This window comes from Pseudomonas sp. FFPRI_1, from assembly GCF_055384485.1.
On sequence record NZ_AP029168.1, the window covers coordinates 3,358,148 to 3,382,631 of the forward strand.

Annotated in this window: 19 protein-coding genes; 7 read left to right on the forward strand and 12 right to left on the reverse strand. The window is 64.7% G+C overall.

Going from position 1 to position 24,484, the window contains the following annotated elements; translation table 11 throughout:
- Genes ACZ5BO_RS15005 through ACZ5BO_RS15015 form a run of 3 tightly spaced genes read right to left on the reverse strand, consistent with a single transcriptional unit; the run spans position 1 to position 3,601 of the window.
- Positions 1–1,305, reverse strand: coding sequence for a dihydrolipoamide acetyltransferase family protein (locus ACZ5BO_RS15005; RefSeq protein WP_025128097.1), 1,305 nt, complete (start codon positions 1,303–1,305; stop codon positions 1–3).
- A complete protein-coding gene (locus ACZ5BO_RS15010) occupies positions 1,306–2,364 on the reverse strand; it encodes an alpha-ketoacid dehydrogenase subunit beta (RefSeq protein WP_011060829.1) in 1,059 nt (352 codons plus the stop codon).
- Position 2,365: 1 nt separating this feature from the next.
- Complete coding sequence (locus tag ACZ5BO_RS15015; protein ID WP_025128098.1) at positions 2,366–3,601, reverse strand: 3-methyl-2-oxobutanoate dehydrogenase (2-methylpropanoyl-transferring) subunit alpha; 1,236 nt, start codon at positions 3,599–3,601, stop codon at positions 2,366–2,368.
- A 196-nt stretch (positions 3,602–3,797) separates the two neighbouring features.
- On the opposite strand from ACZ5BO_RS15015, the gene bkdR reads away from it, so the two are divergent.
- On the forward strand, positions 3,798–4,286 hold the full coding sequence (gene bkdR, locus ACZ5BO_RS15020; protein ID WP_016963011.1) for a Bkd operon transcriptional regulator BkdR: 489 nt from the start codon (positions 3,798–3,800) through the stop codon (positions 4,284–4,286).
- Positions 4,287–4,289: 3 nt separating this feature from the next.
- On the opposite strand, the gene ACZ5BO_RS15025 is transcribed toward bkdR, so the two are convergent.
- Positions 4,290–5,486: an HD-GYP domain-containing protein gene (locus tag ACZ5BO_RS15025; protein ID WP_464700718.1), complete on the reverse strand. Its 1,197-nt coding sequence runs from the start codon at positions 5,484–5,486 to the stop codon at positions 4,290–4,292.
- Positions 5,487–5,615: 129 nt separating this feature from the next.
- Positions 5,616–7,238 (reverse strand): methyl-accepting chemotaxis protein, encoded by a 1,623-nt coding sequence (locus ACZ5BO_RS15030; protein ID WP_464700720.1) that lies wholly within the window; start codon positions 7,236–7,238, stop codon positions 5,616–5,618.
- 309 nt (positions 7,239–7,547) lie between these two features.
- On the opposite strand from ACZ5BO_RS15030, the gene ACZ5BO_RS15035 reads away from it, so the two are divergent.
- Positions 7,548–9,032 (forward strand): DASS family sodium-coupled anion symporter, encoded by a 1,485-nt coding sequence (locus ACZ5BO_RS15035; protein ID WP_025128101.1) that lies wholly within the window; start codon positions 7,548–7,550, stop codon positions 9,030–9,032.
- A 25-nt stretch (positions 9,033–9,057) separates the two neighbouring features.
- On the opposite strand, the gene dapF is transcribed toward ACZ5BO_RS15035, so the two are convergent.
- The gene (gene dapF / locus ACZ5BO_RS15040; protein WP_464700722.1) at positions 9,058–9,867 is read right to left on the reverse strand and encodes a diaminopimelate epimerase; all 810 of its coding nucleotides are present in this window, start codon (positions 9,865–9,867) and stop codon (positions 9,058–9,060) included.
- A gap of 217 nt (positions 9,868–10,084) precedes the next feature.
- Here dapF and ACZ5BO_RS15045 point away from each other — a divergent pair, with 217 nt between their 5' ends.
- Together ACZ5BO_RS15045 and ACZ5BO_RS15050 are read left to right on the forward strand one after the other, a co-directional pair.
- On the forward strand, positions 10,085–11,746 hold the full coding sequence (locus ACZ5BO_RS15045) for an MFS transporter (protein ID WP_025128103.1): 1,662 nt from the start codon (positions 10,085–10,087) through the stop codon (positions 11,744–11,746).
- A complete protein-coding gene (locus ACZ5BO_RS15050; protein ID WP_464700724.1) occupies positions 11,743–12,885 on the forward strand; it encodes an HlyD family secretion protein in 1,143 nt (380 codons plus the stop codon). The genes ACZ5BO_RS15045 and ACZ5BO_RS15050 overlap by 4 nt, the downstream gene beginning before the upstream one ends.
- A gap of 436 nt (positions 12,886–13,321) precedes the next feature.
- Here ACZ5BO_RS15050 and copD read toward each other — a convergent pair whose 3' ends face one another.
- From copD to ACZ5BO_RS15065, 3 genes are read right to left on the reverse strand one after another with little or no spacing between them, the layout of a single operon-like run.
- Positions 13,322–14,197: a copper homeostasis membrane protein CopD gene (gene copD / locus ACZ5BO_RS15055; RefSeq protein WP_464700726.1), complete on the reverse strand. Its 876-nt coding sequence runs from the start codon at positions 14,195–14,197 to the stop codon at positions 13,322–13,324.
- Positions 14,198–14,200: 3 nt separating this feature from the next.
- Positions 14,201–14,569, reverse strand: coding sequence for a copper homeostasis periplasmic binding protein CopC (gene copC / locus ACZ5BO_RS15060; RefSeq protein WP_464700728.1), 369 nt, complete (start codon positions 14,567–14,569; stop codon positions 14,201–14,203).
- A gap of 32 nt (positions 14,570–14,601) precedes the next feature.
- The gene (locus tag ACZ5BO_RS15065; RefSeq protein WP_025128107.1) at positions 14,602–15,036 is read right to left on the reverse strand and encodes a GNAT family N-acetyltransferase; all 435 of its coding nucleotides are present in this window, start codon (positions 15,034–15,036) and stop codon (positions 14,602–14,604) included.
- A 264-nt stretch (positions 15,037–15,300) separates the two neighbouring features.
- On the opposite strand from ACZ5BO_RS15065, the gene ACZ5BO_RS15070 reads away from it, so the two are divergent.
- Positions 15,301–15,921: a TetR/AcrR family transcriptional regulator gene (locus ACZ5BO_RS15070; protein ID WP_025128108.1), complete on the forward strand. Its 621-nt coding sequence runs from the start codon at positions 15,301–15,303 to the stop codon at positions 15,919–15,921.
- A gap of 552 nt (positions 15,922–16,473) precedes the next feature.
- Here ACZ5BO_RS15070 and preA read toward each other — a convergent pair.
- The 3 genes from preA to hydA form a co-directional block, all read right to left on the reverse strand.
- Positions 16,474–17,748, reverse strand: coding sequence for an NAD-dependent dihydropyrimidine dehydrogenase subunit PreA (gene preA / locus ACZ5BO_RS15075; RefSeq protein WP_464700731.1), 1,275 nt, complete (start codon positions 17,746–17,748; stop codon positions 16,474–16,476).
- The gene (locus ACZ5BO_RS15080) at positions 17,749–19,116 is read right to left on the reverse strand and encodes an NAD(P)-dependent oxidoreductase (protein ID WP_043274520.1); all 1,368 of its coding nucleotides are present in this window, start codon (positions 19,114–19,116) and stop codon (positions 17,749–17,751) included. It lies immediately after the preceding gene.
- Positions 19,117–19,332: 216 nt separating this feature from the next.
- Complete coding sequence (gene hydA / locus ACZ5BO_RS15085) at positions 19,333–20,772, reverse strand: dihydropyrimidinase (RefSeq protein WP_025128111.1); 1,440 nt, start codon at positions 20,770–20,772, stop codon at positions 19,333–19,335.
- A gap of 621 nt (positions 20,773–21,393) precedes the next feature.
- On the opposite strand from hydA, the gene ACZ5BO_RS15090 reads away from it, so the two are divergent.
- Together ACZ5BO_RS15090 and ACZ5BO_RS15095 are read left to right on the forward strand one after the other, a co-directional pair.
- The gene (locus ACZ5BO_RS15090; protein WP_464700734.1) at positions 21,394–22,881 is read left to right on the forward strand and encodes an NCS1 family nucleobase:cation symporter-1; all 1,488 of its coding nucleotides are present in this window, start codon (positions 21,394–21,396) and stop codon (positions 22,879–22,881) included.
- 322 nt (positions 22,882–23,203) lie between these two features.
- Positions 23,204–24,481 carry a Zn-dependent hydrolase gene (locus tag ACZ5BO_RS15095; RefSeq protein WP_464700736.1) on the forward strand — a complete coding sequence of 426 codons (1,278 nt, stop codon included), beginning with the start codon at positions 23,204–23,206 and terminating at the stop codon, positions 24,479–24,481.
- Positions 24,482–24,484: the final 3 nt, after the last annotated feature.

The window sequence follows — 24,484 nt, forward strand, 5'->3', positions numbered from 1 at the left end:
TTACTCCACAAACAGCGTGGCGGGTTGTTCGAGCAGGCCGCGAATGGCCTGGATGAATTGCGCAGCGTCCATGCCGTCGACCACCCGATGATCGAAGGAGCTGGAGAGGTTCATCATCTTGCGGATCACGATCTGGCCCTTGATCACCATGGGCCGCTCGACAATGCGGTTGACCCCGACAATCGCCACTTCCGGCAGGTTCAGCACCGGGGTGCTGACGATTCCGCCCAGGGCGCCGAGGCTGGTGAGGGTGATGGTGGAGCCGGACAGTTCATCCCGGGCGGCCTTGCCACTGCGGGCGGCCTGGGCCAGGCGCGAGATTTCCTCGGCGTTGCCCCATAGGCTGCGGGCTTCGGCGTGACGCACCACCGGCACCATCAGGCCGACGTCGCTCTGGGTAGCGACCCCGACATGCACCGCGCCGAGGCGGGTGATGACCTGGGCTTCATCGTCGTAGCGGGCGTTGATCTGCGGGAAGTCGCGCAGGGCAACGACCATGGCCCGTACCAGGAACGGCAGCAGGGTCAGCTTGCCGCGGGTGGCGCCGTGCTTTTCATTGAGGTGGATGCGCAGCTCTTCCAGGGCGGTGACGTCCACTTCCTCGACATAGCTGAAGTGCGCGGCGCGCTGGGTGGATTCCTGCATGCGCTGGGCGATCTTGCGGCGCATGCCGATCACCTGGATCTGCTCTTCGTCGTGGCGTTCGGCATAACCGGCCCCCGGCGCCGAGTAGCCCTTGAGCGGCTGGCTGTCCTGGGCCAGGTAGGCGTCCAGGTCTTCGTGGAGGATGCGTCCGGCCGGGCCGCTGCCTTGCACCAGGCGCAGCTGGATGCCCAGGTCCAGGGCGTGCTTGCGCACCGCCGGCGAGGCCAGGGGGCGTTCGTCGGCTTCCCGCGCCACCGGCGCCTGGGGCGCTGGGCGGCAGGCGGCGGCTTGGCTGGCGACGGGTTTTTCCGCCTGGGCTGCGGCGGCCACCGGCAGGGCGGCTGCAGGCTTATTAATAGCAGCCGGCTCTTTGGCTGCCGGTGCAGTTGCCTGGGCAGACTCCTTGAGGTTGCCCGCGCCTTCGACTTCGATGCTGATGAGGATGCTGCCTACCGCCATCACTTCACCGGGCTCGCCGCCCAGGGAAATGACCTTGCCGTGCACCGGGGAGGGGATGTCCACCATCGCCTTGTCGGTCATCACGTCCGCCAGCACCTGGTCTTCCACGACCTGGTCACCGACCTTGACATGCCACTGCGCCAGTTCTACTTCCGCGATGCCTTCGCCGATGTCCGGCATCTTGATAACGTGCGTGCCCATTCAGACCTCCATGACCCGTTGCAGCGCCGCGCCCACTCGGGACGGCCCTGGGAAATATGCCCACTCCTGCGCGTGGGGATACGGCGTATCCCAACCGGTAACGCGCTCGATCGGGGCTTCCAGGTGGTGGAAGCAGTGTTCCTGCACCAGCGACACCAGTTCGGCGCCGAAGCCGCAGGTGCGGGTGGCTTCGTGTACCACCACGCAACGGCCGGTCTTCTTCACCGACTTGACGATGGTGTCCAGGTCCAGGGGCCACAGGCTGCGCAGGTCGATGACCTCGGCGTCGATGCCGGTTTCCTCGGCCGCCACTTGCGACACATACACCGTGGTGCCGTAGGTGAGGATGGTCACGTCCTTGCCCGGGCGGGCGATGGCTGCCACGTCCAGGGGCACCTTGTAGTAGCCGTCCGGCACCTGGGCCGCGGGGTGTTTCGACCAGGGGGTGACCGGGCGATCGTGGTGACCATCGAACGGGCCGTTATACAGGCGCTTGGGTTCGAGGAAGATCACCGGGTCATCGTTCTCGATGGAGGCGATCAGCAGGCCCTTGGCGTCATAGGGGTTGGACGGCATCACGGTGCGCAGGCCGCAGACCTGGGTGAACATCGCCTCGATGCTCTGGCTGTGGGTCTGGCCGCCGTAGATCCCGCCGCCGCAGGGCATGCGCAGGGTCATCGGCGCGGTGAACTGGCCGGCGGAGCGATAGCGCAGGCGCGCGGCCTCGGAAATGATCTGGTCCGAGGCCGGGTAGACGTAGTCGGCGAACTGGATTTCCGCCACCGGGCGCAGGCCGTAGGCGCCCATGCCGATGGCTGCGCCGACGATGCCGCTTTCTGAGATCGGCGCGTCGAACACCCGCGAGGTGCCGTACTTGGCCTGCAGGCCTTCGGTGCAGCGGAACACGCCGCCGAAGTAGCCGACGTCCTGGCCGAAGACCACGACGTTGTCGTCACGCTCGAGCATCACATCCATGGCCGAGCGCAGGGCCTGGATCATGGTCATGGTGGTGGTGGTCATGGCGGTGTCCAGCTGGATATTGTTGTTGTGATCGTTCATCTCAGATCCCCAGTTCCTGGCGTTGGCGTTTCAGGTGTTCGGGCATGTCCTTGTAGACATCCTCGAACATGGTCGCGGCGCTTGGGATCTGGCCGCCGGCGAGGGTGCCGAACTGCTCGGCTTCCTTCTGCGCGGCGATGACCTGGGCCTCCAGCTCGGCACTGACGGCGGTGTGTTCCTCTTCGGACCATTGGCCGATCTTGATCAGGTGCTGCTTGAGGCGGGCAATCGGGTCGCCCAGGGGGAAGTGGCTCCAGTCGTCGGCCGGGCGGTATTTCGACGGGTCGTCGGAGGTGGAGTGCGGGCCGGCGCGGTAGGTGACCCATTCGATCAGGGTCGGGCCGAGGTTGCGGCGGGCGCGTTCGGCGGCCCAGCGCGAGGCGGCGTAGACCGCGACAAAATCGTTGCCGTCGACCCGCAGCGAGGCGATGCCGCAGCCCACGCCGCGTCCGGCGAAGGTGGTGGCTTCACCGCCGGCGATGGCCTGGAAGGTGGAGATCGCCCACTGGTTGTTGACCACGTTGAGGATCACCGGCGCGCGGTACACGTGGGCGAAGGTCAGGGCGGTGTGGAAGTCCGACTCGGCGGTGGCGCCGTCGCCGATCCAGGCCGAGGCGATCTTGGTATCGCCCTTGATCGCCGAGGCCATGCCCCAGCCCACGCCCTGCACGAACTGGGTGGCGAGGTTGCCGGAAATGGTGAAGAACCCGGATTCCTTCACCGAGTACATGATCGGCAGCTGGCGTCCCTTGAGCGGATCGCGCTCGTTGGACAGCAGTTGGCAGATCATCTCCACCAGCGGCACTTCCCGGGCCATCAGGATGCTTTGCTGGCGATAGGTGGGGAAGCACATGTCGTCGATGTTCAGCGCCAGGGCCTGGGCACTGCCGATGGCTTCCTCGCCCAGGCTCTGCATGTAGAAGGACATCTTCTTCTGCCGTTGGGCAACCACCATGCGGTTGTCGAAGATCCGCGTCTTGAGCATGGCGCGCATGCCCTGGCGCAGGATGGCCACAGGCACGTCGTCGGCCCATTCGCCCAGGGCGTTGCCCTGGTCGTCGAGCACACGGATCAGGCCCCGGGCCAGGTCGGCGCAGTCGGCAGGTTCGATATCGATAGGGGGTTTGCGGGCCAGGCCGGCATCGTTCAGACGCAGGTAGGTGAAGTCGGTCTTGCAGCCGGGACGGCCCGAAGGTTCGGGAACGTGCAGGCGTAGCGGTGCATACGCTGTGGTCATGGCTTTCTACGCTCGATCTTGTGGATTTCTTGTAATTGGGCGCGCTAGCTGGCAGTCATTCCCTGGGTAAGGGAAATCTTGTCCTACAAACATCATAGGCCGGGTGAGAGAGAATATTTATCTCTGTTTCATTGCGCTGGAGATCATTTGCAGATAAAAAATCTGCATAAACATAAAAAACAGGTTGTTTTGTCTCATGCGTAAACTGGACCGTACCGACATCGGCATTCTCAACAGCCTCCAGGAGAATGCCCGCATCACCAACGCCGACCTGGCCCGTTCGGTGAACCTTTCACCCACTCCCTGCTTCAACCGGGTCAAGGCCATGGAAGAGCTGGGGCTGATCCGCGAGCAGGTGACCCTGCTGGACGCCGACCTGCTGGGCCTGCACGTCAACGTGTTCATTCACGTCAGCCTGGAGAAGCAGGTGGAAGAGGCCTTGCAGCATTTCGAAGAGGCCATCGCCGACCGCCCGGAAGTCATGGAGTGCTACCTGATGGCCGGCGACCCGGACTACCTGATCCGCGTGCTGGTGCCGACCATCCAGGCCCTGGAGCGCTTCATGATGGACTTCCTGACCAAGGTCCCCGGGGTGGCCAATATCCGCTCCAGCTTTGCCCTCAAGCAGGTGCGCTACAAGACCGCACTGCCGTTGCCGGCCAACGGCCTGACCCTGGGCACCTGAGGCTCAGGCGGGGCTCTCGCTCCAGAGCCGGTCGAGCTGCTTGAAATCCCAGTCTTGCGGGTCTTCGCGGCCGACGATGCGTTCCTTGCCCTGGTGCCGTGACAGGTCGATGACCCGTTGCGGCAGAGGCATTCCCGAGCGGGTGGAAAAGAACACCTTGACCCTGGGCATCAGCAACGAGTCGGGGTTCTGTTCCAGCACCACCGCCAGCTGCCCGCTGTGCAGGCGCACCAGGGAGCCCACCGGGTAGATGCCGACACTCTTGACCAGGGCCTGAAGCACCCGCGGGGCGAAATGCCCGGTCCAGCCGGACATCCTCTGCAGCGCTTCGGCCGGGTCCCAGCCGCGGTTGTAGGGGCGGGTCGAGGTCACTGCGTCATACACGTCGCAGACCGCGCCCATCTGCGCGAACAGGCTGATCTGCTCCCCCGCCAGGCGGTGCGGGTAGCCGCTGCCGTCGATCTTTTCGTGGTGGTGCAGGCACACGTCCAGCACCAGCGCATCCAGGTGCGGGTTCTGGCGCAGGATCGCGCCACCGGCGGCGGGGTGCAGCTTGATCCGCTCGAACTCGTCGGCCGAGAGTTTTTCCGGTTTGTTGAGGATGCTGTCGGGGATGGTCAGCTTGCCGATGTCGTGCAGCAGCCCGGCCACCCCGGCCTGATGCACCTGGGTGGCCGGCAGTTGCAACTGACGGGCCACCGCCACCATCAGCGCACACACCGCCACCGAGTGCATGTAGGTGTAGTCGTCGGCAGTCTTCAGCCGGGCCAGGCTGATCAGCACGTCGGGGTGGCGCAGCAGCGAAGCGGAGAGGTTATGCACCAGATTGTCCACCTGGGCCAGTTCGATGGCCTGGCCCATGCGCACTTCCTGGAACATGGCCATGACGGCCTGTTTCGAGTGGGCGCAGAGTTTCAGCGCCCGCTGGATTTCCTCGGAGCGCTCGACCCGCCGCGGGGCCGCGGGTTTGACCAGCGGGGCAGGGGCAGGCGCAGGCGCCGGGCTGTCCGGTGCCAGGTCCAGGCCCTTGTTCAAGTCGATCCACAGGTCGGTGAGGTTGGACTGGCGCAGACGCTGGTAGTCGGACGGGCTCTTGAGCACGAAGCCGGCCTTCCAGAACGAATGATCCAGCCACGAGCCGTCGAACTGGTGGATGTACATCCCCATGCGCAACTGAGTGATGGATATGCGTTTGAGCACGCTGAAACCCTCCGCCCGATCCAGTCCCGGCGGCCCCCCTGGGGGCCGGCCGGTGCCGAACGATAAAGCTCCTTGCCGTTATTCGTCCTGAGCCTCGCGAGCGGGCGCGGAATCAGTCCGCGCCAGCGCTCAGAGGGAGAAGCGTGCCACCAGTTTGTTCAGACTCACCGCCAGGCCCGACAGTTCACTGCTGGCGATCGACGTCTGGCTGGCGGCCGACGAGCTTTGCAGCGACAGGTCGCGGATGCTCATCAGGTTCTGGTCCACCGAGCGGGCGACCTGGGCCTGCTCTTCCGAGGCGGTGGCGATCATCAGGTTACGCTCGTTGATGTCGCTGATGGCCTGGGTGATATGGCCGATGGCAGCGCCGGCCTCGTGGGCGATGGCCAGGGTCTGGCTGGCGTCCTCGCTGCTTTGCTGCATCGACAGCATGGCCTTGTTCGAACCCGACTGGATGCCCTGGATCATCTGCTCGATCTCCTGGGTCGAGAGCTGGGTCCGGTGGGCCAGGGCGCGCACCTCGTCGGCCACCACGGCAAAGCCGCGGCCTTGCTCGCCGGCCCGGGCGGCTTCGATGGCGGCGTTGAGGGCCAGCAGGTTGGTCTGTTCGGCAATTGCCCGGATCACGTCCAGAACCTTGGTGATGTCCTGGGCCTGCTGGGCCAGGCCGGCCATTTCCACCCGGGTGTGCTCCACGGTGCCGGTGAGTTTCTCGATCGAGTGGATGGTCTGTTCGACCCGTTCCTTGCCCAGCCCTGCCGAGCGTTCCGAGGCCTGGGTCGACTGCGACGCGGACACCGCGTTGCGCGCCACTTCCTCCACCGCGGCGGTCATTTCGTTGACCGCGGTGGCGGCCTGGTCGGTCTCCATGCTCTGTTGCTGGATACCGGCATTGGACTCGCGGGTGATGGCGCTCATTTCCTCGGCGGCGGAGGCCAGTTGGGTCGAGGAATCGGCAATGTGGCGGATGGTGGATTTCAGGCTGTCGAGCATCGCCTGGGTGGAGGTTTGCAGATCGGTCAGTTCGTCCTGGCCGCTGACTTCCACCTGGGTACGCAAGTCGCCCTCGGCGATTTTCTGGGTGGTGGCCAGCAGCGACAGCACCGGGCGGATGATGCTGCGGGTGAACAGGGTGGCGATCAGGATGGTCAGGACAATGGCCAGCACGATGATCACCCAGGTCAGGGTCAGGCCGCTGTCAAACTGTTGGCCGGCCAGGGTTGCGGACTGCTCGGCGCCAGTTTCATTGATGCGGATCAGCGCCTCGATCGAGGCTTGCAGGCTGTTGGCCAGGGGCACGGTGACCTGGTTGATGTAGGTGTTGGTCTGTTCGGCGGTATTGGTCTTGCTGTTGTCGATCATCACCGTCAGCTTGTCCAGGTAGTCCTGGGCGCCGCGCTTGACCTGCTCGTAGTTGGTTTTTTCTTCGGCGCTGGAGATCAGCGGCTCGTAGTCCTTGATCGCCTGGGCCAGGGTGGTTTTCAGGTTGCCCAGCTTGTCCAGCGAGGCGGCTTTCTGGCTTTCGGTCTCAGTGGCGTAGTGCAGGGCCTCCAGGCGCACACGCAAGGTTGAGGATTCGATTTTCGTGGCTTGCCTGACGCTGGGCAGCCAGTTGGTCTGAAGGTCGAGCGCCGCGTCGTGAATCTGTCCCATTTTCCACAGTGCCAATCCCCCCAAGCCGATCAACAATACGCAAATGGCGCCAAAACTCACGAGCGCCCTGGAAGTCAGTTTCAGATTTCTTGTCACCATAGAGGCACCTTGCAGGTTGGAGTGATAGTGATACAGCTAAAAACGTTTCGACTCCTTGTCGCCTTGATAGCACTCTGACTCCAAAATGATGAAAAATCTGTAGAAATGTAAAAATATATTTCCACAAGTTTTCCATCGTTCAGCCGAGGGACCGCCAAGGCGGGAGAAAGCTCCGGGTAGCCTGGGCTTGCCGGCCCCTCCGGGAGGACCGGCGCGGTACGGCAAACCCGCGGGCTTGACCCTTATCAAGGCACTTTTGAGCGTTTTGAGCGATCCTTGGCACCTGTCCAATGGAAAAGGAAAAGGCCCATGACAACGCCTGTGACAACGGCGCCCGCGGCCAAGGCCGTATTACCGATTGGATTGCTGATCGGCGTGCTGGCCCTGGTCGGCGTACTGCTGTTGCCCCTGCCGGCCGACTTGCCGGTGGCCGGGCATCGCATGCTGGCGATCCTGGCATTTGCCGTGGTGGTGTGGATCAGCGAGGCGGTGTCCTACGAGGCCAGCGCCATCATGATCACCGCCCTGATGGCATTCCTCATCGGCACCGCGCCAACCCTGCAGGACCCGACGCAGATCTACGGCAGTTCGGCGGCCATCAGCATGGCGCTGACCGGCTTCTCCAACTCGGCCCTGGCCCTGGTGGCCGGCGCCCTGTTCATCGCCGCCGCGATGACCCACACCGGCCTGGACCGGCGCATCGCCCTGGTGACCCTGACCGGGGTCGGCACCAGCACCCGGCGCATCCTCATCGGCGCTATCGCCGTGACCATTCTCCTCAGCCTGCTGGTGCCCAGCGCCACCGCCCGCAGTGCTTGCGTGGTGCCGATCATGATGGGGGTGATTGCCGCGTTCGGCGTCGACAAGCGCTCGAACATCGCCGCTGGCCTGATGATTGTGGTGGCCCAGGGCACCAGCATCTGGAACGTCGGGATCCAGACCGCCGCGGCGCAGAACCTGCTGACCGTGGGCTTCATGGACAAGATGCTCGGCCAGCGCGTGGCCTGGCTCGACTGGCTGATCGCCGGGGCGCCCTGGGCGGTGATCATGTCCCTGGTGCTGCTGTGGCTGGTGCTCAAGCTGCTGCCCCCGGAAACCGACAGCATCCCTGGCGGCCAGGAAGCGGTGGCCCGATCCCTGGCGGAAATCGGCCCCATGACCGGGCCGCAGAAACGCCTGTTGGCAGTGTCGCTGCTGTTGCTCCTGGCCTGGTCCACCGAAGGCAAGCTGCACCCCTTCGACACCACGACCACCACCTACGCCGGGCTGGTGATCCTGCTGCTGCCACGCATCGGCATCATGACCTGGAAGGACGTGCAGTCACGGATTCCCTGGGGCACGGTGATTGTCTTCGGGGTCGGCATCAGCCTGGGCACGGCGCTGCTCAGCACCCAGGCCGGGCAGTGGCTGGGCACCCAGGTGGTGGCCCACACCGGGCTGGACCAGGTGGGCCCGCTGGCGGTGTTCGCGATTCTTTCGGCCTTCCTGATCCTCATCCACCTGGGGTTCGCCAGCGCCACGGCGCTGACCTCGGCCTTGCTGCCGATCCTCATCGCCGTGCTGCAGACCCTGCCCGGTGAGATCAACCGCCTGGGCATGACCATGCTCCTGGGCTTTGTCGTCAGCTACGGTTTCATCCTGCCGATCAACGCCCCGCAGAACATGGTCTGCCTGGGCACCGAGACCTTCACCGCCCGGCAATTTGCCAAGGTCGGCCTGTTGGTGACCCTGGTGGGCTATCTGCTGATGCTGGTGTTCGCCATGACCTGGTGGAAGTGGCTGGGCTGGATGTAGCCCTGGCTGCACCAATGCCCCGGGGTTACAGCCACCCCTGAAACACCCGGGTGACGCGACCGGCCAGGTGCACCGTGCCCTGGCCGTCCCAGCTCACGGTCACCGGGCCGCCATCGCACAGCACCCGGACCGGGCTGTCGAGCAATCCTCGGCGAATGCCATTGACCGCCGCCCCGCAAGAGCAGGAACCCGAGCCCAGGGGAATGGCGCCATTGCGCTCCCAGATCCGCAGGCGGATGGTCTGGCGGTCGATCACCTCGATGAAATGCACGTTGGTCTTCTGTGGAAACAACGGGTCGTTCTCCGTCAGCGGGCCGAGGTGGGCCAGGTCCAGGCCCGCCAGGTCGTCGACGAAGAAGCTGCAATGGGGATTGCCCATGCTGCACGCTGCCGGCGTTCCCGGCAGGGGCAGGGCGAGGCTGTCCAGGGGGGCGGCCAGGGGAATCTCCCGCCAGGCGAACTGCGGTTCGCCCATTTCCACCGAGACCGAATGATCCTCCAGGCGTCGGCAGTGCAAAATGCCCCGTTCGGTCCTGACCTGCAGCGCCTCGACGGCGCTTTCGTCCATCAGCAGATCGGCGGCGCCACGGGTCGCGCTGCCGCAGGTGGCAAGGCTGGAACCATCGGCATTCCAGAAGGTCAGTTGAGCCGCCGTCTCGGGGCAATCGCCGAGCACCACCAACTGATTGAAGCCGATGCCACGCCGGCGGTCGCCCAGGGCCCTGGCCTGTTCGCCAGTGATCGGCTGGTCGCGGCCACGGGCATCGATCAGCACGAAGTCATCGCCATTGGCGTGCATCTTGATAAACGGCAGGTTGCTCGCGTGCAGGGGCATTGGGGCTCCAGGGAGTGACGGCCGAGAGTCGTGAGTAGTGGGGCGGGGCGCAGGCAGCAGGATTTCGAAAAAAACGCGCCGGCGCCAGCGCATTAAAATAAAATTCATCTCGCCGGTAGCCGGTTCGCCCGGATTCCGGGTTTTGCGGCACACTGGCGAACCACCAGGAACATCGCCCGCGGCTGCACCGCAGCCTGGCACCGCACAAGGTCACTGCATGGATCACTACGCGCCGCGCAACTGGCAGCCCCACGAAAAGCCCAGCCTGCCCGGTTCTCCGTCCACACCGTTGCATCCCACCCACAAGCGCCTGGCCTATGCCCTGGTGGGCTTGCTGGTGGCCATCACCGGCGGCCTGGGCAACTCGCTGGTGATCGCCAACCTGCCGTACCTGCAGGGCGCGCTGGGGGCCACCACCGCGGAAATGGCCTGGCTGCCGGCGGCCTATGTTATGACCAACGTGTCGATGAACCTGCTGCTGGTGAAGTTTCGCCAGCAGTTCGGCCTGCGCGCCTTCACCGAAGTGTTCCTGGTGCTCTACGCCCTGGTGACCTTTGGCCACCTGTTCGTCAACGACCTGAGCTCGGCCATCGCCGTGCGTGCGGCCCACGGCATGGTGGGCGCGGCCCTGAGTTCCCTGGGCCTGTACTACATGGTCCAGGCCTTCCCGGCGAAGTGGCGGCTCAAGGCCCTGGTGCTGGGGCTGGGCGCTTCGCAACTGGCCTTGCCCCTGGCCCGGCTGTTCTCCGAGGACCTGTTGCAGATCGCCGAATGGCGCGGCCTGTATCTGTTCGAACTGGGGCTGGCGCTGACCTCCCTGGGCTGCGTGTTCATGCTCAAGCTGCCACCGGGGGATCGCTTTCGTACCTTCGAGAAACTCGACTTCCTGACCTTCGCCCTGCTGGCCAGTGGCGTGGCGCTGCTGTGTGCGGTGCTGTCCCTGGGGCGCATCGACTGGTGGCTGGAAGCGCCGTGGATCGGTTACGCCAGCGCCGCCTCCATCGTGCTGATCCTGGCCGGGCTGTGCATCGAACATAACCGCAGCAACCCGATGCTGATGACCCGCTGGCTGGGCAGCGGGGTGATGATCCGCCTGGCCCTGGCGGTGATCCTGATCCGCATGGTGCTGTCCGAGCAGTCCACCGGCGCCGTGGGTTTTCTCCAGGCGCTGAACCTGGGCAGCGAGCAGATGCGCCTGCTCTACGGGGTGATGCTGCTGGGCAGCATCGCCGGGCTGGCCACCAGCGCCCTGACCATCAACCCGGCGCACCTGCTGATGCCGCTGATCATTTCCCTGGCGCTGATGGCCGTGGGCTCGGTGATGGACAGCTTCTCCAGCAACCTCACGCGTCCGGCCAACATGTACCTCAGCCAGTTCCTGCTGGCCTTTGGCGGCACCTTCTTCCTCGGCCCGACCATGGTCCTGGGCACCCGCAACGTGTTGACCAACCCGCGCAACCTGGTGAGCTTCTCGGTGCTGTTCGGCATTTGCCAGAACCTCGGCGGGCTGATCGGCTCGGCCCTGCTCGGGACCTTCCAGATCGCCCGGGAGAAATACCATTCCAGCCATATCGTCGAGCAGTTGACCCTGCTCGACCCCCAGGTACTGGCGCGGGTGCAGAGCGGCGCGGCGGCCTATGGCAAGGTCATCGCCGACCCGGACCTGCGCACCTTGCAAGGCATGCGCGCCCTGGCTACGGCGGCCACCCGCGAGGCCAACATACTGGCTTATAACGATGTGTTCATGCTGATTGCGGTGATCGCCGTCCTGACCATGATCTGGATCTTCATACGCAGCCTGTGGCTGATGAGCACGACCCAAGCCGTCGCGCCCGCCAGCCCGGCCCCTGTCCAACCACGTGGTGCCCCTTCTTCATGAGCGAACCGATCAATCCCACCACCAACGCCATTGCCTCGAGCCCCGAGCCCAATGGCCCGCCGACCATCCCGGCCACCGAGCCGCGCCCGCTGGCGGTGCGTATTGTGTCCTCCCTGGGGTTTGCCGCGATTGCCATCGTTGGTGTGCTGATCGTGCTCTACGCCTGGCAGCTGCCGCCGTTCTCCAGCGCCATCGAGAGCACCGAGAACGCCCTGGTGCGCGGCCAGGTGACCATCATCGGCCCGCAGCTCAGCGGCTATGTGTTCGAAGTACCGGTGCAGGACTTCCAGCAGGTCAAGGCCGGCGACCTGCTGGTGCGCCTCGACGACCGCATCTACAAGCAGCGCCTGGACCAGTCCCTGGCCCAACTGGCGGTGCAGAAGGCCGCCCTGGCCAATGCCCTGCAGCAACGCAACAGCGCCGAGGCCACCATCAAGCTGCGCCAGGCGGCCCTGGCCGACAGCCAGGCCCAGGCGCGCAAGAGCGCGGCCGACCTGCAGCGCAACGAAGCGTTGATCGCCGACGGCTCGGTGTCCCGGCGCGAGCTGGACGTGACCCGCGCGGCCAATGCCCAGACCGTGGCCGCCGTGGCCCAGGCCCAGGCGCAACTGGAAATCGCCCGCCAGGACCTGCAGACCGTGATCGTCAACCGCGGCTCCCTGGAAGCGGCGGTGGCCAGCGCCGAAGCGGCGGTGGAACTGGCACGGATCGACCTGTCCAACACCCGGGTGCTGGCACCCCGGGATGGGCAATTGGGGCAGATCGGCGTGCGCCTGGGGGCCTACGTCAACTCCGGGGCGCAACTCATGGCCCTGGTGCCCAGCCAGCTGTGGGTGATCGCCAACATGAAGGAAACCCAGATGGACAATGTGCATATCGGTCAGCCGGTGAGCTTTACCGTGGATGCCCTGAACCATCGCAAATTCACCGGCAGGGTGCAGTTGATCTCACCGGCCACCGGTTCCGAGTTCGCCTTGCTGCAGGCCGACAACGCCACCGGCAACTTCGTCAAGATTGCCCAGCGAGTGCCGGTGCGGATCACCGTCGACCCCGACCAGCCAGAGCTCGACCGCCTGCGCCCGGGGTTATCGGTGGTGGTCAGCATCGACACCCGCGCCACCCCCACTGACACCCCGTAGGAGCCGGCTTGCCGGCGAAGAGGCCCTTGAGTCTTGCATGGCCTGGGCGGACGCCTTCGCTGGCAAGCCAGCTCCTACGGGATTGTGGTTTACCCGCGCCCAATGCTTTTTCGTAGGAGCCGGCTTGCCGGCGAAGAGGCCCTTGAGTCTTGCATGGCCTGGGCGGACGCCTTCGCTGGCAAGCCAGCTCCTACGGGATTGTGGATTACCCGCGCCCAATGCTTTTTCGTAGGAGCCGGCTTGCCGGCGAAGAGGCCCTTGAGCCTTGCATCGCCTGGGCGAACGCTTTCGCTGGCAAGCCAGCTCCTACGGGATTGTGTTTTACCCGCACCCAATGCTTTTTCGTAGGAGCCGGCTTGCCGGCGAAGAGGCCCTTGAGCCTTGCATGGCCTGGGCGAACGCCTTCGCTGGCAAGCCAGCTCCTACAGGCTGTGGTTTACAGCGCCTGCATCGGCGGCAAGGTGCCCAGCAACGACACGGCGGCCACCGCCGCCACGCCCAGCAGCCACTCCGCCAGCACGCTGTTGCGCAAGGTGCCCAGGCGCCGGTCGCAACCGCGAATCCGCAAGCGATTGAACAGCGCCAGCCCCAGCATCCCCGCCACCAGCAGCACCTTGATCAGCAGGATCAGGGCAAAGCCGCTGAACAACGGGGTCGGCCACCACTGTCCGGTAAGTACCCGCACATTGATCAGGCCGGTTATCAGCAAACCGCTGACCAGCCCATAACCCACGCCGCTGAAGCGCTTCAACAACGGTTCGACAGACAGGCCCGCGGGCTGCCGCAACACCAGCAACAGCACCAGCAGGCCCCCCAGCCAGATGGCCACACAGCTTAAATGCACGATCTGATTGAGGATCAGCAACTGCCCCTGCACCCCATCGAGCATGGCGCCGTGGCCCACCGGCGCCAGGGTTGCCAGGAGCACAGCGCCCAGCCCCAGTTGCAGCGGCAGGCGTCGGCCCAGTGGGGTCGGCAGCAGCGCCAGCAACAGCAGGTTGAGCAGCAGGTGCCAGGTCCAGACCTGGCCGAAAAAGGTCTTGCCCAACACCAATTGCAAGGTCGTCGGGTCCAGCGCCGCCGACCAGGAGCCGGCCATGCTGGCGGTAATCAGCAGCAGCCAGCACAGGCCGCTGCCCAGACCGATCAGCGTCAACCAGCGGCTGAGCCGATCGAGCTGTCGCTGCACGGCGCCATGCTCGTTCTGCGCTGAATCACGGCCCAGCAACAGCGGGCGAAACACCCAGGCGCCGACCAGGGTCAGCACCACCGCAAAGTGCACGAAGCGGCACAGCACCAGCCATGACGCCATGGATTACGGGCTCACCTTGAAGCTGTAGCTGCCTTCGCTCTTGTGGGTGTCCACCGACACCGCGTGCCATTGCACCTTGTACTCGCCGGCTTGCAGCGGCGTGGCGGCCGGAGTGACGACCAGGGTCTTCTTGTCCGAACCTTCGGTGGCCAGGCCTTTCACTTCGAGAGGGGCGCCGTCCTTGCTGATGGTGACCTGGGTGAAGGCCGCTTCCACGCCTTCGGTGAACACCAGGCGCAGTTCGGTGGGCGCGACCACGCTGCTGTCGGCCGCCGGCGTGGCGCCTTTCAGGTGCGCGTGGGCCAATGCCGAGGAGGCCGCCAGCAGGGAGGCGAGCAGGGCGGTAGTGGTGAAGAGGTTTTTCAGTGACATGAGAGGATTACCTTTAACAAAGAGGGCAGGGCTCAACGATCTTGCAACTGCATGTGGATGATCGGAAACGGTCGTCCTTCGCCGTCGGTTTCCGAGCGGCCGCAGTCGGCGAAGCCGTAGTGCCGGTAGAAGCCGTGGGCCTGGGGGTTCTGTTCATTGACGTCGACCTTCAGGCCAGGGCGACGCACCTGGTCCAGTAGCCTACGGCCGATGCCCTGGCCGCGCAGGGCCGGGTCGATGAACAGCATCTGCACCGTGTCGTCGCTGGTGGCGATAAAGCCGCCGGGGCTGGCATCGGGAGTTTCCCAGACCAGAACGTCGAGTGCCGGCAGGTAGCTGTCGCGCACTAGCGGGTAGAGGCGCTGGATATCGTCTTCAGCGATAAAGTCATGGGTGGCGCGCACCGAACGCTCCCAGAGCGCGGTCAGCAGGGCGTCGTCCGCAGCGACGCGAGGGCGAATCTTCATGAGCATGTTCCATCGGTAACAGGACAGATGGCCGGCGATGGGGCAGGGCCGGCATTCGGGCAGAGACCTGTATGCCCGTGTCGCGAATTAACGCCTGGACGGAGCACCGCAGTGGCTGCTGCAAATGAGCGGGAGGCCGATCCTACCCAATACCGCCGGGCGGCGAAAGACCGGCGTCGTCCCGCAATGTCCCAGCCCTAACGCCTCCCCGCAGTGCGCGGACGAATGCTAGTCTTGCCCCAGACTGTTTTCGTAGGAGCCCTCATGGGCAATCACAAGATCGAGATTCGTCGCAGCAACGTGGAAAAAATCCTCCTGGGTGCCGAGAAAATCTTCGCTGAAAAGGGCTATGCCGGCACCGCCATGGCCGACATCGCCGAAGAAGTGCAACTGCCGCGTTCCAACCTGCATTACTACTTCAGCACCAAGAACGAGCTGTACAGCGCCGTGCTCCTGGACCTGCTGGAGGTATGGAAGCAGGACGCCCTGTGCTTCGAGATGTTCGACGACCCGCGGGTGGTGCTCAGCAGCTACATCCGCGCCAAGATGCAGCATTCCCGCAGCCGGCCTTATGGCTCCAAGGTCTGGGCCAACGAAATCATGCACGGTGCCCCGACCCTGGGCGAGGCCCTGGATGCCAGCCTGTACGACTGGGCGAAGATGAAGGAAGCGAAGATCCGCCAATGGGTCGAGGACGGGCGGATCCTGCCGGTGGAACCCTCAAGCCTGCTGTACATGATCTGGGCCTCGACCCAGCACTACGCCGACTTCGACCACCAGGTGATGATCCTCAACGACCACCAGCCCCTGTCGGACCTGCAATTCGAACGAGCGGTACAGACCGTCACCAGCGTCATCCTGCGGGGCATCGGCCTGGAGCCCTGAGCCTGTCGCCGCCTACCGTAGGAGCTGGCTTGCCAGCGAAGAGGCCCGCAAGACCGCCTTCGCCGGCAAGCCGGCTCCTACAGAACCTCCCGCGATATTCCTGCCAGCCGTAGGAGCTGGCTTGCCAGCGAAGAGGCCCGCAAGACCGCCTTCGCCGGCAAGCCGGCTCCTACAGAACCCCCGCGATATTTCTGCCAGCCGTAGGAGCTGGCTTGCCAGCGAAGGGGCCCGCAAGACCGCCTTCGCCGGCAAGCCGGCTCCTACAGAACCCCCGCGATATTCCTGCCAGCCGTAGGAGCTGGCTTGCCAGCGAAAGGGGCCGTAAGACCGCCTTCGCTGGCAAGCCGGCTCCTACGGATCCCCCGCGATATCTCTGCCAGCCGTAGGAGCTGGCTTGCCAGCGAAGAGGCCCGCAAGACCGCCTTCGCCGGCAAGCCGGCTCCTACAGAACCTCCCGCGATATTCCTGCCAGCTGTAGGAGCTGGCTTGCCAGCGAAAGGGCCCGCAAGACCGCCTTCGCCGGCAAGCCAGCTCCTACAGCAGGTGCGTGGGTCACACCGCTTCGCGGTAGGGATTGCGCGGATCATGCAGCCAGTCGAGGAACGGCTTGCCGGTTTGCTGAGGCACCATCTCGATGCAGTCCTGCACCGGGCAGGTGATCTGGCACAGGTTGCAACCCACGCATTCGTCGTCGATCACCTCATATTTATGGGTGCCGTCCGCTTGCCTGAGGCTGGCTATCGCCTGGTGCGAAGTGTCTTCGCAGGCAATATGACAACGGCCGCAACCGATGCACGCCTCCTGGTCAATTTTCGCGATCACCTGGTAGTTGATGTCCAGGTACTTCCAGTCGGTGGTGTTGCCCACGGCGCGCCCGCTGAAGTCTTGCAGGCTGGAGTAGCCCTGGCTGTCCATCCACCGCGACAGCCCATCCTTCATTTCCTCGACGATGCGAAAGCCATGCAGCATCGCCGCGGTGCATACCTGCACCGCGCCGCAGCCCAGGGCCACGAACTCCGCCGCATCGCGCCAGTTGCCGATGCCGCCAATACCGCAGATCGGCAGGCCGCGGGTCTGTGGGTCGCGGGCGATCTCGGCCACCATGTTCAGGGCAATCGGCTTGACCGCCGAACCGCAATAGCCGCCGTGGGTGCTCTGGCTGCCCACCATGGGGTGGGCCACCATGCGTTCCAGGTCGACGCTGGTGATGGAGTTGATGGTGTTGATCAGCGATACCGCATCCGCGCCACCGCGATGGGCGGCGCGGGCCGCGGTGCGGATGTCGGTGATGTTCGGCGTCAGCTTGACGATCACCGGCAGCGAGCAATAAGTCTTGCACCAGCGGGTCACCTGTTCGACGTATTCCGGCACCTGGCCCACCGCCGCGCCCATGCCCCGTTCCGGCATGCCGTGAGGGCAGCCGAAATTCAGTTCGATGCCGTCGGCGCCGGTGGCTTCCACCAGCGGCAGGATGGCTTTCCACGACTCTTCGACGCAGGGCACCATCAGCGAGACGATCAGCGCCCGGTCCGGCCAGTCCTTCTTCACCTGGGTGATTTCCTGGAGGTTGATCTCCAGGGAGCGGTCGGTGATCAGCTCGATATTGTTGATGCCCATGACCTCGCGGTTGGGCCCGAAGTGCGCCGAGTAGCGCGACGACACGTTGACCGCCGCCGGGTCTTCCCCGAGGGTTTTCCAGACCACGCCGCCCCAGCCGGCCTCGAACGCGCGGACCACGTTGTAGGCCTTATCGGTGGGCGGCGCGGACGCCAGCCAGAACGGGTTGGGGGCTTTGATACCGGCAAAGACAATCGACAGATCGGCCATTTATGCAGCCTCCTGGTTGAGCATCAGTCGGGCATGCATGGCTTCTGCGGCCAGCTTGCCGTGTTGTACCGCCTGCACGGTGAGGTCCTGGCCGAGGCTGACGCAGTCGCCGCCGGCGTAGACCCCGGGAATGCTGGTGCGCAGCTGTTCGTCCACCTGGATGCGCTCGCCGCAGCGTTGCAGCTCCCGGGCCAGCGGGTCGCTGAGGGCGGCGCCGTCGAAGCCCTGGCCGATGGCCTTGAAGATCGCGTCGGCGGCCAGTTCGAAGGTGTCGCCGGTGCTCTGCAGGCGGCCTTCCACCAGCCGGGTGCGGGCAAAGCGCATGCCGCGCACCCGGCCCTGGTCATCCAGCAGCACCTGCTCGGGGGCGGCCCAGGTCAGCAGGCGCACCTGATTGGCCTTGGCGATCTCCTGTTCGTGCTCGGTGGCGCCCATGTCCTCCACGCCCCGGCGGTACACCAGGTTGACATCGCTGGCCCCCAGGCGCGCCATCTGCACCGCCATGTCGATGGCGGTGTTGCCGGCGCCGAGGACAATGCAGCGGTTGGCCAGGGGCAACTGGCTGAGGTCGTCGGCCTGGCGCAGTTCACGGATGTAGTCGGTGGCGGCCAGCAGCCCGGAGGCTTGTTCATGTTCCAGCCCAAGCTGCTTGCTGGCGGCCAGCCCGAGACCGAGGAACACCGCGTCGTACTCCTGATGCAGTTGGGTCAGGCTCAGGTTGTCGCCGAGTTTCTGCCCGTGACGGATCTCGATGCCGCCCACCCCGAGGAGAAATTCCAGCTCCTGCTGGGCGAAGTCGTCCACCAGCTTGTACTTGGCGATCCCGTATTCGTTGAGGCCGCCGGCCTTGTCCCGGGCTTCGAAAATCACCACCTCATGGCCATGCAGGGCGCAACGGTGGGCGCAGGACAAACCCGCCGGGCCGGCACCGACCACGGCGATGCGCTTGCCGGTGGGCGCGGCGCGCTGGAACGGGTGCTGGGTGAAGTGGGCGTTGTCCAGGGCATAGCGCTGCAGCAGGCCGATCAGTACCGGCGCGCATTCCTGGGCGTTGTTGCGCACGCAGGCCTGCTGGCAGAGGATCTCGGTGGGGCAGACCCGGGCGCAGCTGCCGCCGAGGATATTGGCCGAGAGAATCTTCTGCGCCGCGCCCTGGACGTTGTCGGTGTGGATATTGCGGATGAACGAGGGAATGTCGATCTCGCTGGGGCAGGCATTGACGCAGGGCGCGTCGTAGCAATACAGGCAGCGCGAGGCTTCCAGGTGCGCCTGGCGGGCATTGAGCGGCGGCGCCAGGTCGGTGAAATGGCCAGCCAGGCTGGCGTTGTCCAGGGTGGGGTGGGGCAAGTGGTTCAAGGTCTTGATCACGGTTTTGGCCTCACGGTTCGTTTCTTGGTTGCCTCTGACGGGCATTTTCTGTAGCTGAGATCACCCCTATCCGTAGGAGCCGGCTTGCCGGCGAATAGGCCTTTGACTCTTGCAAGGGATTTGCGGGCGCCTTCGCTGGCAAGCCAGCTCCTACAGGGGGCATGGGTTTCTGTAGGAGCGAGCTTGCTCGCGATAGGGGGGCAACGCCCCCCGGTCTCAGCGTTTAACCGCCGTCGGCTTGTGCCGCTCGGCGCGCTTGCTCAAGAGGTCGAACACCGCCGGGTAGGCCGGGCGCTCGATGTAGCGCCCGGCGCCGCGTTCGGCTCGCAGGTCGCCGTCGGCCCACACCAGCCGGCCCTGGCTGATGGTGTGGCTGGGCACGCCGCGCACGGTCTTGCCTTCGAAGATGTTGAAGTCCACCTGCTGGTGGTGGGTCTTGGCGGAGATGGTGCGGCTGCCTTGCGGGTCCCAGAGCACCAGGTCGGCATCGGCGCCAACGCGGATCGCACCCTTGCGCGGGTAGAGGTTGAAGATCTTCGCGGTGTTGGTGGAGGTCAGGGCGACGAACTCCTGCATCGACAGGCGCCCGCTGTTCACCCCTTCGTCCCACAGCACTGCCATGCGGTCTTCGATGCCGGCGGTGCCGTTGGGGATCTTGCTGAAGTCGTCGCGGCCGGCGGCTTTCTGTTCGGCGCAGAAGCAGCAGTGGTCGGTGGCGGTGGTGTGCAGGTTGCCCGACTGCAGGCCGCGCCACAGGGCTTCCTGATGGCCCCGGGGGCGAAAGGGTGGGCTCATCACGTAGCCGGCGGCGGTCTGCCAGTCCGGGTCGCGGTACACGCTGTCGTCCAGCAGCAGGTGTCCGGCCAGCACTTCACCGTAGACCGGCTGGCCCTTGCCCCGGGCGTAGCTGATTTCATCCAGGGCTTCCTGGGTCGAGACATGCACCAGGTACAGCGGCGTGCCCAGGGTCTCGGCGATGCGGATCGCCCGGCTGGCCGCTTCGCCTTCCACTTGCGAGGGCCGTGACAGCGGGTGGGCTTCGGGCCCGGTGATGCCCTGGGCCAGCAGCTTGCGTTGCAGGTGATACACCAGCTCGCCGTTTTCCGCGTGCACCGTGGGCACCGCCCCCAGTTCCAGGCAGCGCTCGAAGCTCGCCACCAGGGTGTCGTCGGCGGCCATGATGGCGTTCTTGTAGGCCATGAAGTGCTTGAAGCTGTTGATGCCGTGGTGCTGCACCAGCTCGGCCATTTCCTCGCGGACCTGCTCGCTCCACCAGGTGATGGCCACGTGGAAACCGTAGTCGCTGGCGGATTTTTCGGCCCAGCCGCGCCACTGCTGGAAGGCTTCCAGCAACGACTGCTGGGGGTTGGGAATCACGAAGTCGATGATTGAGGTGGTGCCGCCTGCAAGACCCGCCGCGGTGCCGCTGAAAAAGTCTTCGCTGGCCACGGTGCCCATGAAGGGCAGTTGCATGTGGGTGTGGGGGTCGATGCCGCCGGGCATCAAGTATTGGCCGCTGCCATCGAGCACTTCGCAGCCTGCGGGAATATCCAGATTGTTGCCGATGGCTCTAATCAGGCCCTCTGCGCAGAGTACATCGGCCTGGTAACTTTCATCATGGGTAATAACGGTGGCGCCACGGATCAACAGAGACATTCCGAGTTCCTCGCAGGCATGACCGGCTTGTGCCGGTTCTAACTTTTTTATTGAACGCGCTGACAACTATACAATCCTGTCAGCGGTGTCAGGAATAGAAGCTAGCCCGAGTTACAAGAAACAGCAAGAATATTTTTTATAAGCTTATATTCAATATAAGTTGCTGAAATTTAACGATTAAAAACACAAATCCGCAAAATGGTGCAGCGCCTCACCATTTTGACGCACTTGACAGGATCAAAAAATAGTCGAGATTTCCTATGTCGAATCAGCTGCTTGAGGAGGCGCTGGGAAGACCAATAAATAATTAAAAAAATAAATGTGCACTGCTTTGGGTCCTGACCGAATGGACAACTTGCCAAACACCCAGCCTGAGTGAATTGGCAACTAACCAGGGACTTGCAAGTTGCTTGAATAAAACCCAATGACATCAGTTGTTTACATGGATTCCGCCGACTGTGCAGCAGCGACCGCGCAAGTACTTGGCATCTTTATTGAGTGCCGCCGCAGGTCGATGTGCCAGAGGCTGGAAGTCGTAAGTTCTCCGGCCATCGTCCGGTGCGCGAACCCTTCGCCTGCCGCCCTGATGAGCAAAATAATCAGAACAACAGTGGAGCGGCCATGCAACAGATCAGATCCCAGGTGACCGAGCGCGAAGGCTTGTACGAGTTGGACGCCGGCAGCGACGTACTCGACAGCCCCCGTTACAACCACGACATCGCACCGACCAAGGTCCAGGAGCGCACCTGGAACAAATGGCACATCACCGCACTATGGATCGGCATGTCGATCTGCGTGCCCACCTACACCCTGGGCGGGGTGCTCACCGCCTACTTCGGGCTCAGCGTTGGCGAGGCGCTGCTGGCGATCCTCCTGGCCAATATCGTGGTGCTGGTGCCCCTGACCCTCAACGCCTTTGCCGGCACCAAGTACGGCATTCCCTTCCCGGTGTTGCTGCGCTCATCGTTCGGCATCATCGGCTCCAACGTGCCGTGCCTGATCCGCGCCCTGGTGGCCTGCGGCTGGTTCGGCATCCAGACGATGTTCGGTGGGCTGGCGATTCACCTGTTCCTGGGCTCGATCTTCGAGGGCTGGAAGGCCCTGGGCGGCACCGGCGAGGTGATCGGCTTCATGATCTTCTGGACCCTCAACCTGTGGGTGGTGCTGCGCGGCGCCGAGTCGATCAAGTGGCTGGAAACCCTGTCCGCGCCGCTGCTGGTGGCGGTGGGTATCGGCCTGCTGGTGTGGGCTTTGCCCAATGTGTCCCTGAGCGAGTTGCTGGCAATCCCGCCCAAGCGTCCCGAGGGCGCCAGCGTCACCAGTTACTTCATGGCCGGGCTCACGGCGATGGTAGGATTCTGGGCCACCCTGTCGCTGAACATTCCCGACTTCAGCCGCTACGCCAAAAGCCAGAAGGACCAGATCCTCGGGCAGATCTTCGGCCTGCCGCTGACCATGTTCCTGTTCGCCGCCCTGGGGGTGGTGATGACCGCCGCCTCGGTGAAACTGGTGGGGGTCACCGTCTCCGATCCGGTGAGCCTGATCGGCCACATCCAGAGCCCGGGCTGGGTGGCCCTGGCCATGGCGTTGATCATCATCGCCACCTTGTCCACCAACACCGCGGCCAACATCGTCTCGCCCACCAACGACTTCCAGAACCTGGCGCCGAAGCTGATCGGCCGCACCACCGCAGTGATCCTCACCGGCCTGGTGGGGCTGGCGCTGATGGGCCACGAATTGCTGAAAAAGCTCGGCCTGCTGATTTCCGACGTCAGCCTGGAGACCGTGTATTCCAACTGGCTGCTGGGCTACTCCAGCCTCCTGGGGCCGATTGCCGGGATCATGGTGGTGGACTATTTCATCATCAAGAAACAGCGCCTGGACCTGGCCGGCCTGTACCGCGACGACGTCTACCCGGCGTGGAACTGGCACGGCTTCATCGCCTTCGGCGTGCCGGTGGCGCTGACCCTGATGTCCCTGGGCAGCAGCGCCTTCAACTGGTTCTACAGCTACGGCTGGTTCACCGGTTCGGCCCTGGGCGGGCTGATCTACTACGGCCTGTGCAGCCTGCGTAGCCCCCAGGTAGCGACCGCCAAGACCCCGACATGAGCACCCAACCAGCGCTCTCGCTCACCACCATTCCCGTAGGAGCTGGCTTGCCAGCGAAGGCGTCAGCCACGACGGCACAAGGCTCCAGGGCCTATTCGCCGGCAAGCCGGCTCCTACGGTGGGCTGGCGGTGTTTGTTGTAGGCGCTGGCTTGCCAGCGAAGGCGTCCTCAGCCTTGTACACGGCTCGAGGGCCTCTTCGCCGGCAAGCGGAGCATTGCCCGGCCGGCTCCTACAGATACAGGTTTTGCCGGGCCATTATCCCGGGCGATTGCTGGCACGAATCCCCCGACACCATCAGAAGAAATGCCTGAGGAGATCACCATGAACGCTGCCGTCGAGGTTCTGCAATCCAGCCATCAGCACATCAACCGCGACCGCCTCTGGCAGTCGCTCATGGAGCTGGCCCGGCTCGGGGCCACGGTCAAGGGCGGGGTCTGTCGCCTGGCCCTGACCGACCTCGACCGCCAGGCCCGGGACCTGTTCGTGCAATGGTGCGAAGCGGCCGGCTGCACGGTCACGGTGGATGGCATCGGCAACATCTTCGCCCGCCGTCCCGGGCGCAACCCACAACTGCCACCGGTGATGACCGGCAGCCATATCGACACCCAGCCCACCGGCGGCAAGTTCGACGGCTGCTTCGGCGTGCTGGCCGGGGTGGAAGTGCTGCGCACCCTCAACGACCTCAAGCTGGAAACCGAGGCGCCCCTGGAAGTGGTGGTGTGGACCAACGAAGAAGGCTCGCGCTTCCCGCCGTGCATGATGGGCTCCGGGGTGTTCGCCGAAAAATTCACCCTGGAAGATACCCTGGCCAAGACCGACGCCGAGGGTGTCAGCGTCGGCGAGGCCCTGAACGCCATCGGCTACGCCGGAAAGCGCCAAGTCAGCGGGCACCCGGTGGGCGCCTATTTCGAGGCCCATATCGAGCAGGGGCCGATCCTTGAAGACGAACGCAAGACCATAGGCGTGGTGCTCGGCGCCCTGGGCCAGAAGTGGTTCGACCTCAAGCTGCGGGGCGTCGAAGCCCACGCCGGCCCGACCCCCATGCACCTGCGCAAGGACGCCCTGGTGGGCGCCGCCGCCGTGGTGGCGGCGGTCAACCGCGCCGCCCTCGGCCACCAGCCTCACGCCTGTGGCACCGTCGGCTGCCTGCAAGCCTATCCAGGATCGCGCAACGTGATCCCGGGGGAGGTGCGCATGACCCTGGACTTCCGTCACCTGGAGCCGGCGCGCCTGGATTCGATGATTGCCGAAGTGCGCCAGGTGATCGACAACACCTGCGAAGAACACGGCCTGAGCTTCGAACTGACCCCGACTGCGGACTTCCCACCGCTGTATTTCGACCCGGTGTGCGTCGATGCGGTGCGCGGTGCCGCACAAGGGTTGGGCCTGTCCCATATGGACATCGTCAGCGGCGCCGGGCACGACGCAATCTTCGTCGCCGAACTGGGCCCGGCGGGAATGATCTTCGTGCCTTGCGAAGGCGGCATCAGCCACAACGAAATCGAGAACGCCGACCCCGACGACCTGGCCGCCGGCTGCGCCGTGCTGCTGCGCGCCATGCTCGCCGCCTCCCAATCCATCGCCCAACGCCAACCGTAGGAG

Excerpts from the sequence above, each read along its gene's own strand:
- ACZ5BO_RS15005 (WP_025128097.1), bottom strand. The coding sequence starts at position 1,305 with ATGGGCACGCACGTTATCAAGATGCCGGACATCGGCGAAGGCATCGCG.
- ACZ5BO_RS15010 (WP_011060829.1), bottom strand. The coding sequence starts at position 2,364 with ATGAACGATCACAACAACAATATCCAGCTGGACACCGCCATGACCACC.
- ACZ5BO_RS15015 (WP_025128098.1), bottom strand. The coding sequence starts at position 3,601 with ATGACCACAGCGTATGCACCGCTACGCCTGCACGTTCCCGAACCTTCG.
- bkdR (WP_016963011.1), top strand. The coding sequence starts at position 3,798 with ATGCGTAAACTGGACCGTACCGACATCGGCATTCTCAACAGCCTCCAG.
- ACZ5BO_RS15030 (WP_464700720.1), bottom strand. The coding sequence starts at position 7,238 with ATGGTGACAAGAAATCTGAAACTGACTTCCAGGGCGCTCGTGAGTTTT.
- ACZ5BO_RS15035 (WP_025128101.1), top strand. The coding sequence starts at position 7,548 with ATGACAACGCCTGTGACAACGGCGCCCGCGGCCAAGGCCGTATTACCG.
- dapF (WP_464700722.1), bottom strand. The coding sequence starts at position 9,867 with ATGCCCCTGCACGCGAGCAACCTGCCGTTTATCAAGATGCACGCCAAT.
- ACZ5BO_RS15045 (WP_025128103.1), top strand. The coding sequence starts at position 10,085 with ATGGATCACTACGCGCCGCGCAACTGGCAGCCCCACGAAAAGCCCAGC.
- ACZ5BO_RS15050 (WP_464700724.1), top strand. The coding sequence starts at position 11,743 with ATGAGCGAACCGATCAATCCCACCACCAACGCCATTGCCTCGAGCCCC.
- copD (WP_464700726.1), bottom strand. The coding sequence starts at position 14,197 with ATGGCGTCATGGCTGGTGCTGTGCCGCTTCGTGCACTTTGCGGTGGTG.
- copC (WP_464700728.1), bottom strand. The coding sequence starts at position 14,569 with ATGTCACTGAAAAACCTCTTCACCACTACCGCCCTGCTCGCCTCCCTG.
- ACZ5BO_RS15065 (WP_025128107.1), bottom strand. The coding sequence starts at position 15,036 with ATGAAGATTCGCCCTCGCGTCGCTGCGGACGACGCCCTGCTGACCGCG.
- ACZ5BO_RS15070 (WP_025128108.1), top strand. The coding sequence starts at position 15,301 with ATGGGCAATCACAAGATCGAGATTCGTCGCAGCAACGTGGAAAAAATC.
- preA (WP_464700731.1), bottom strand. The coding sequence starts at position 17,748 with ATGGCCGATCTGTCGATTGTCTTTGCCGGTATCAAAGCCCCCAACCCG.
- hydA (WP_025128111.1), bottom strand. The coding sequence starts at position 20,772 with ATGTCTCTGTTGATCCGTGGCGCCACCGTTATTACCCATGATGAAAGT.
- ACZ5BO_RS15090 (WP_464700734.1), top strand. The coding sequence starts at position 21,394 with ATGCAACAGATCAGATCCCAGGTGACCGAGCGCGAAGGCTTGTACGAG.
- ACZ5BO_RS15095 (WP_464700736.1), top strand. The coding sequence starts at position 23,204 with ATGAACGCTGCCGTCGAGGTTCTGCAATCCAGCCATCAGCACATCAAC.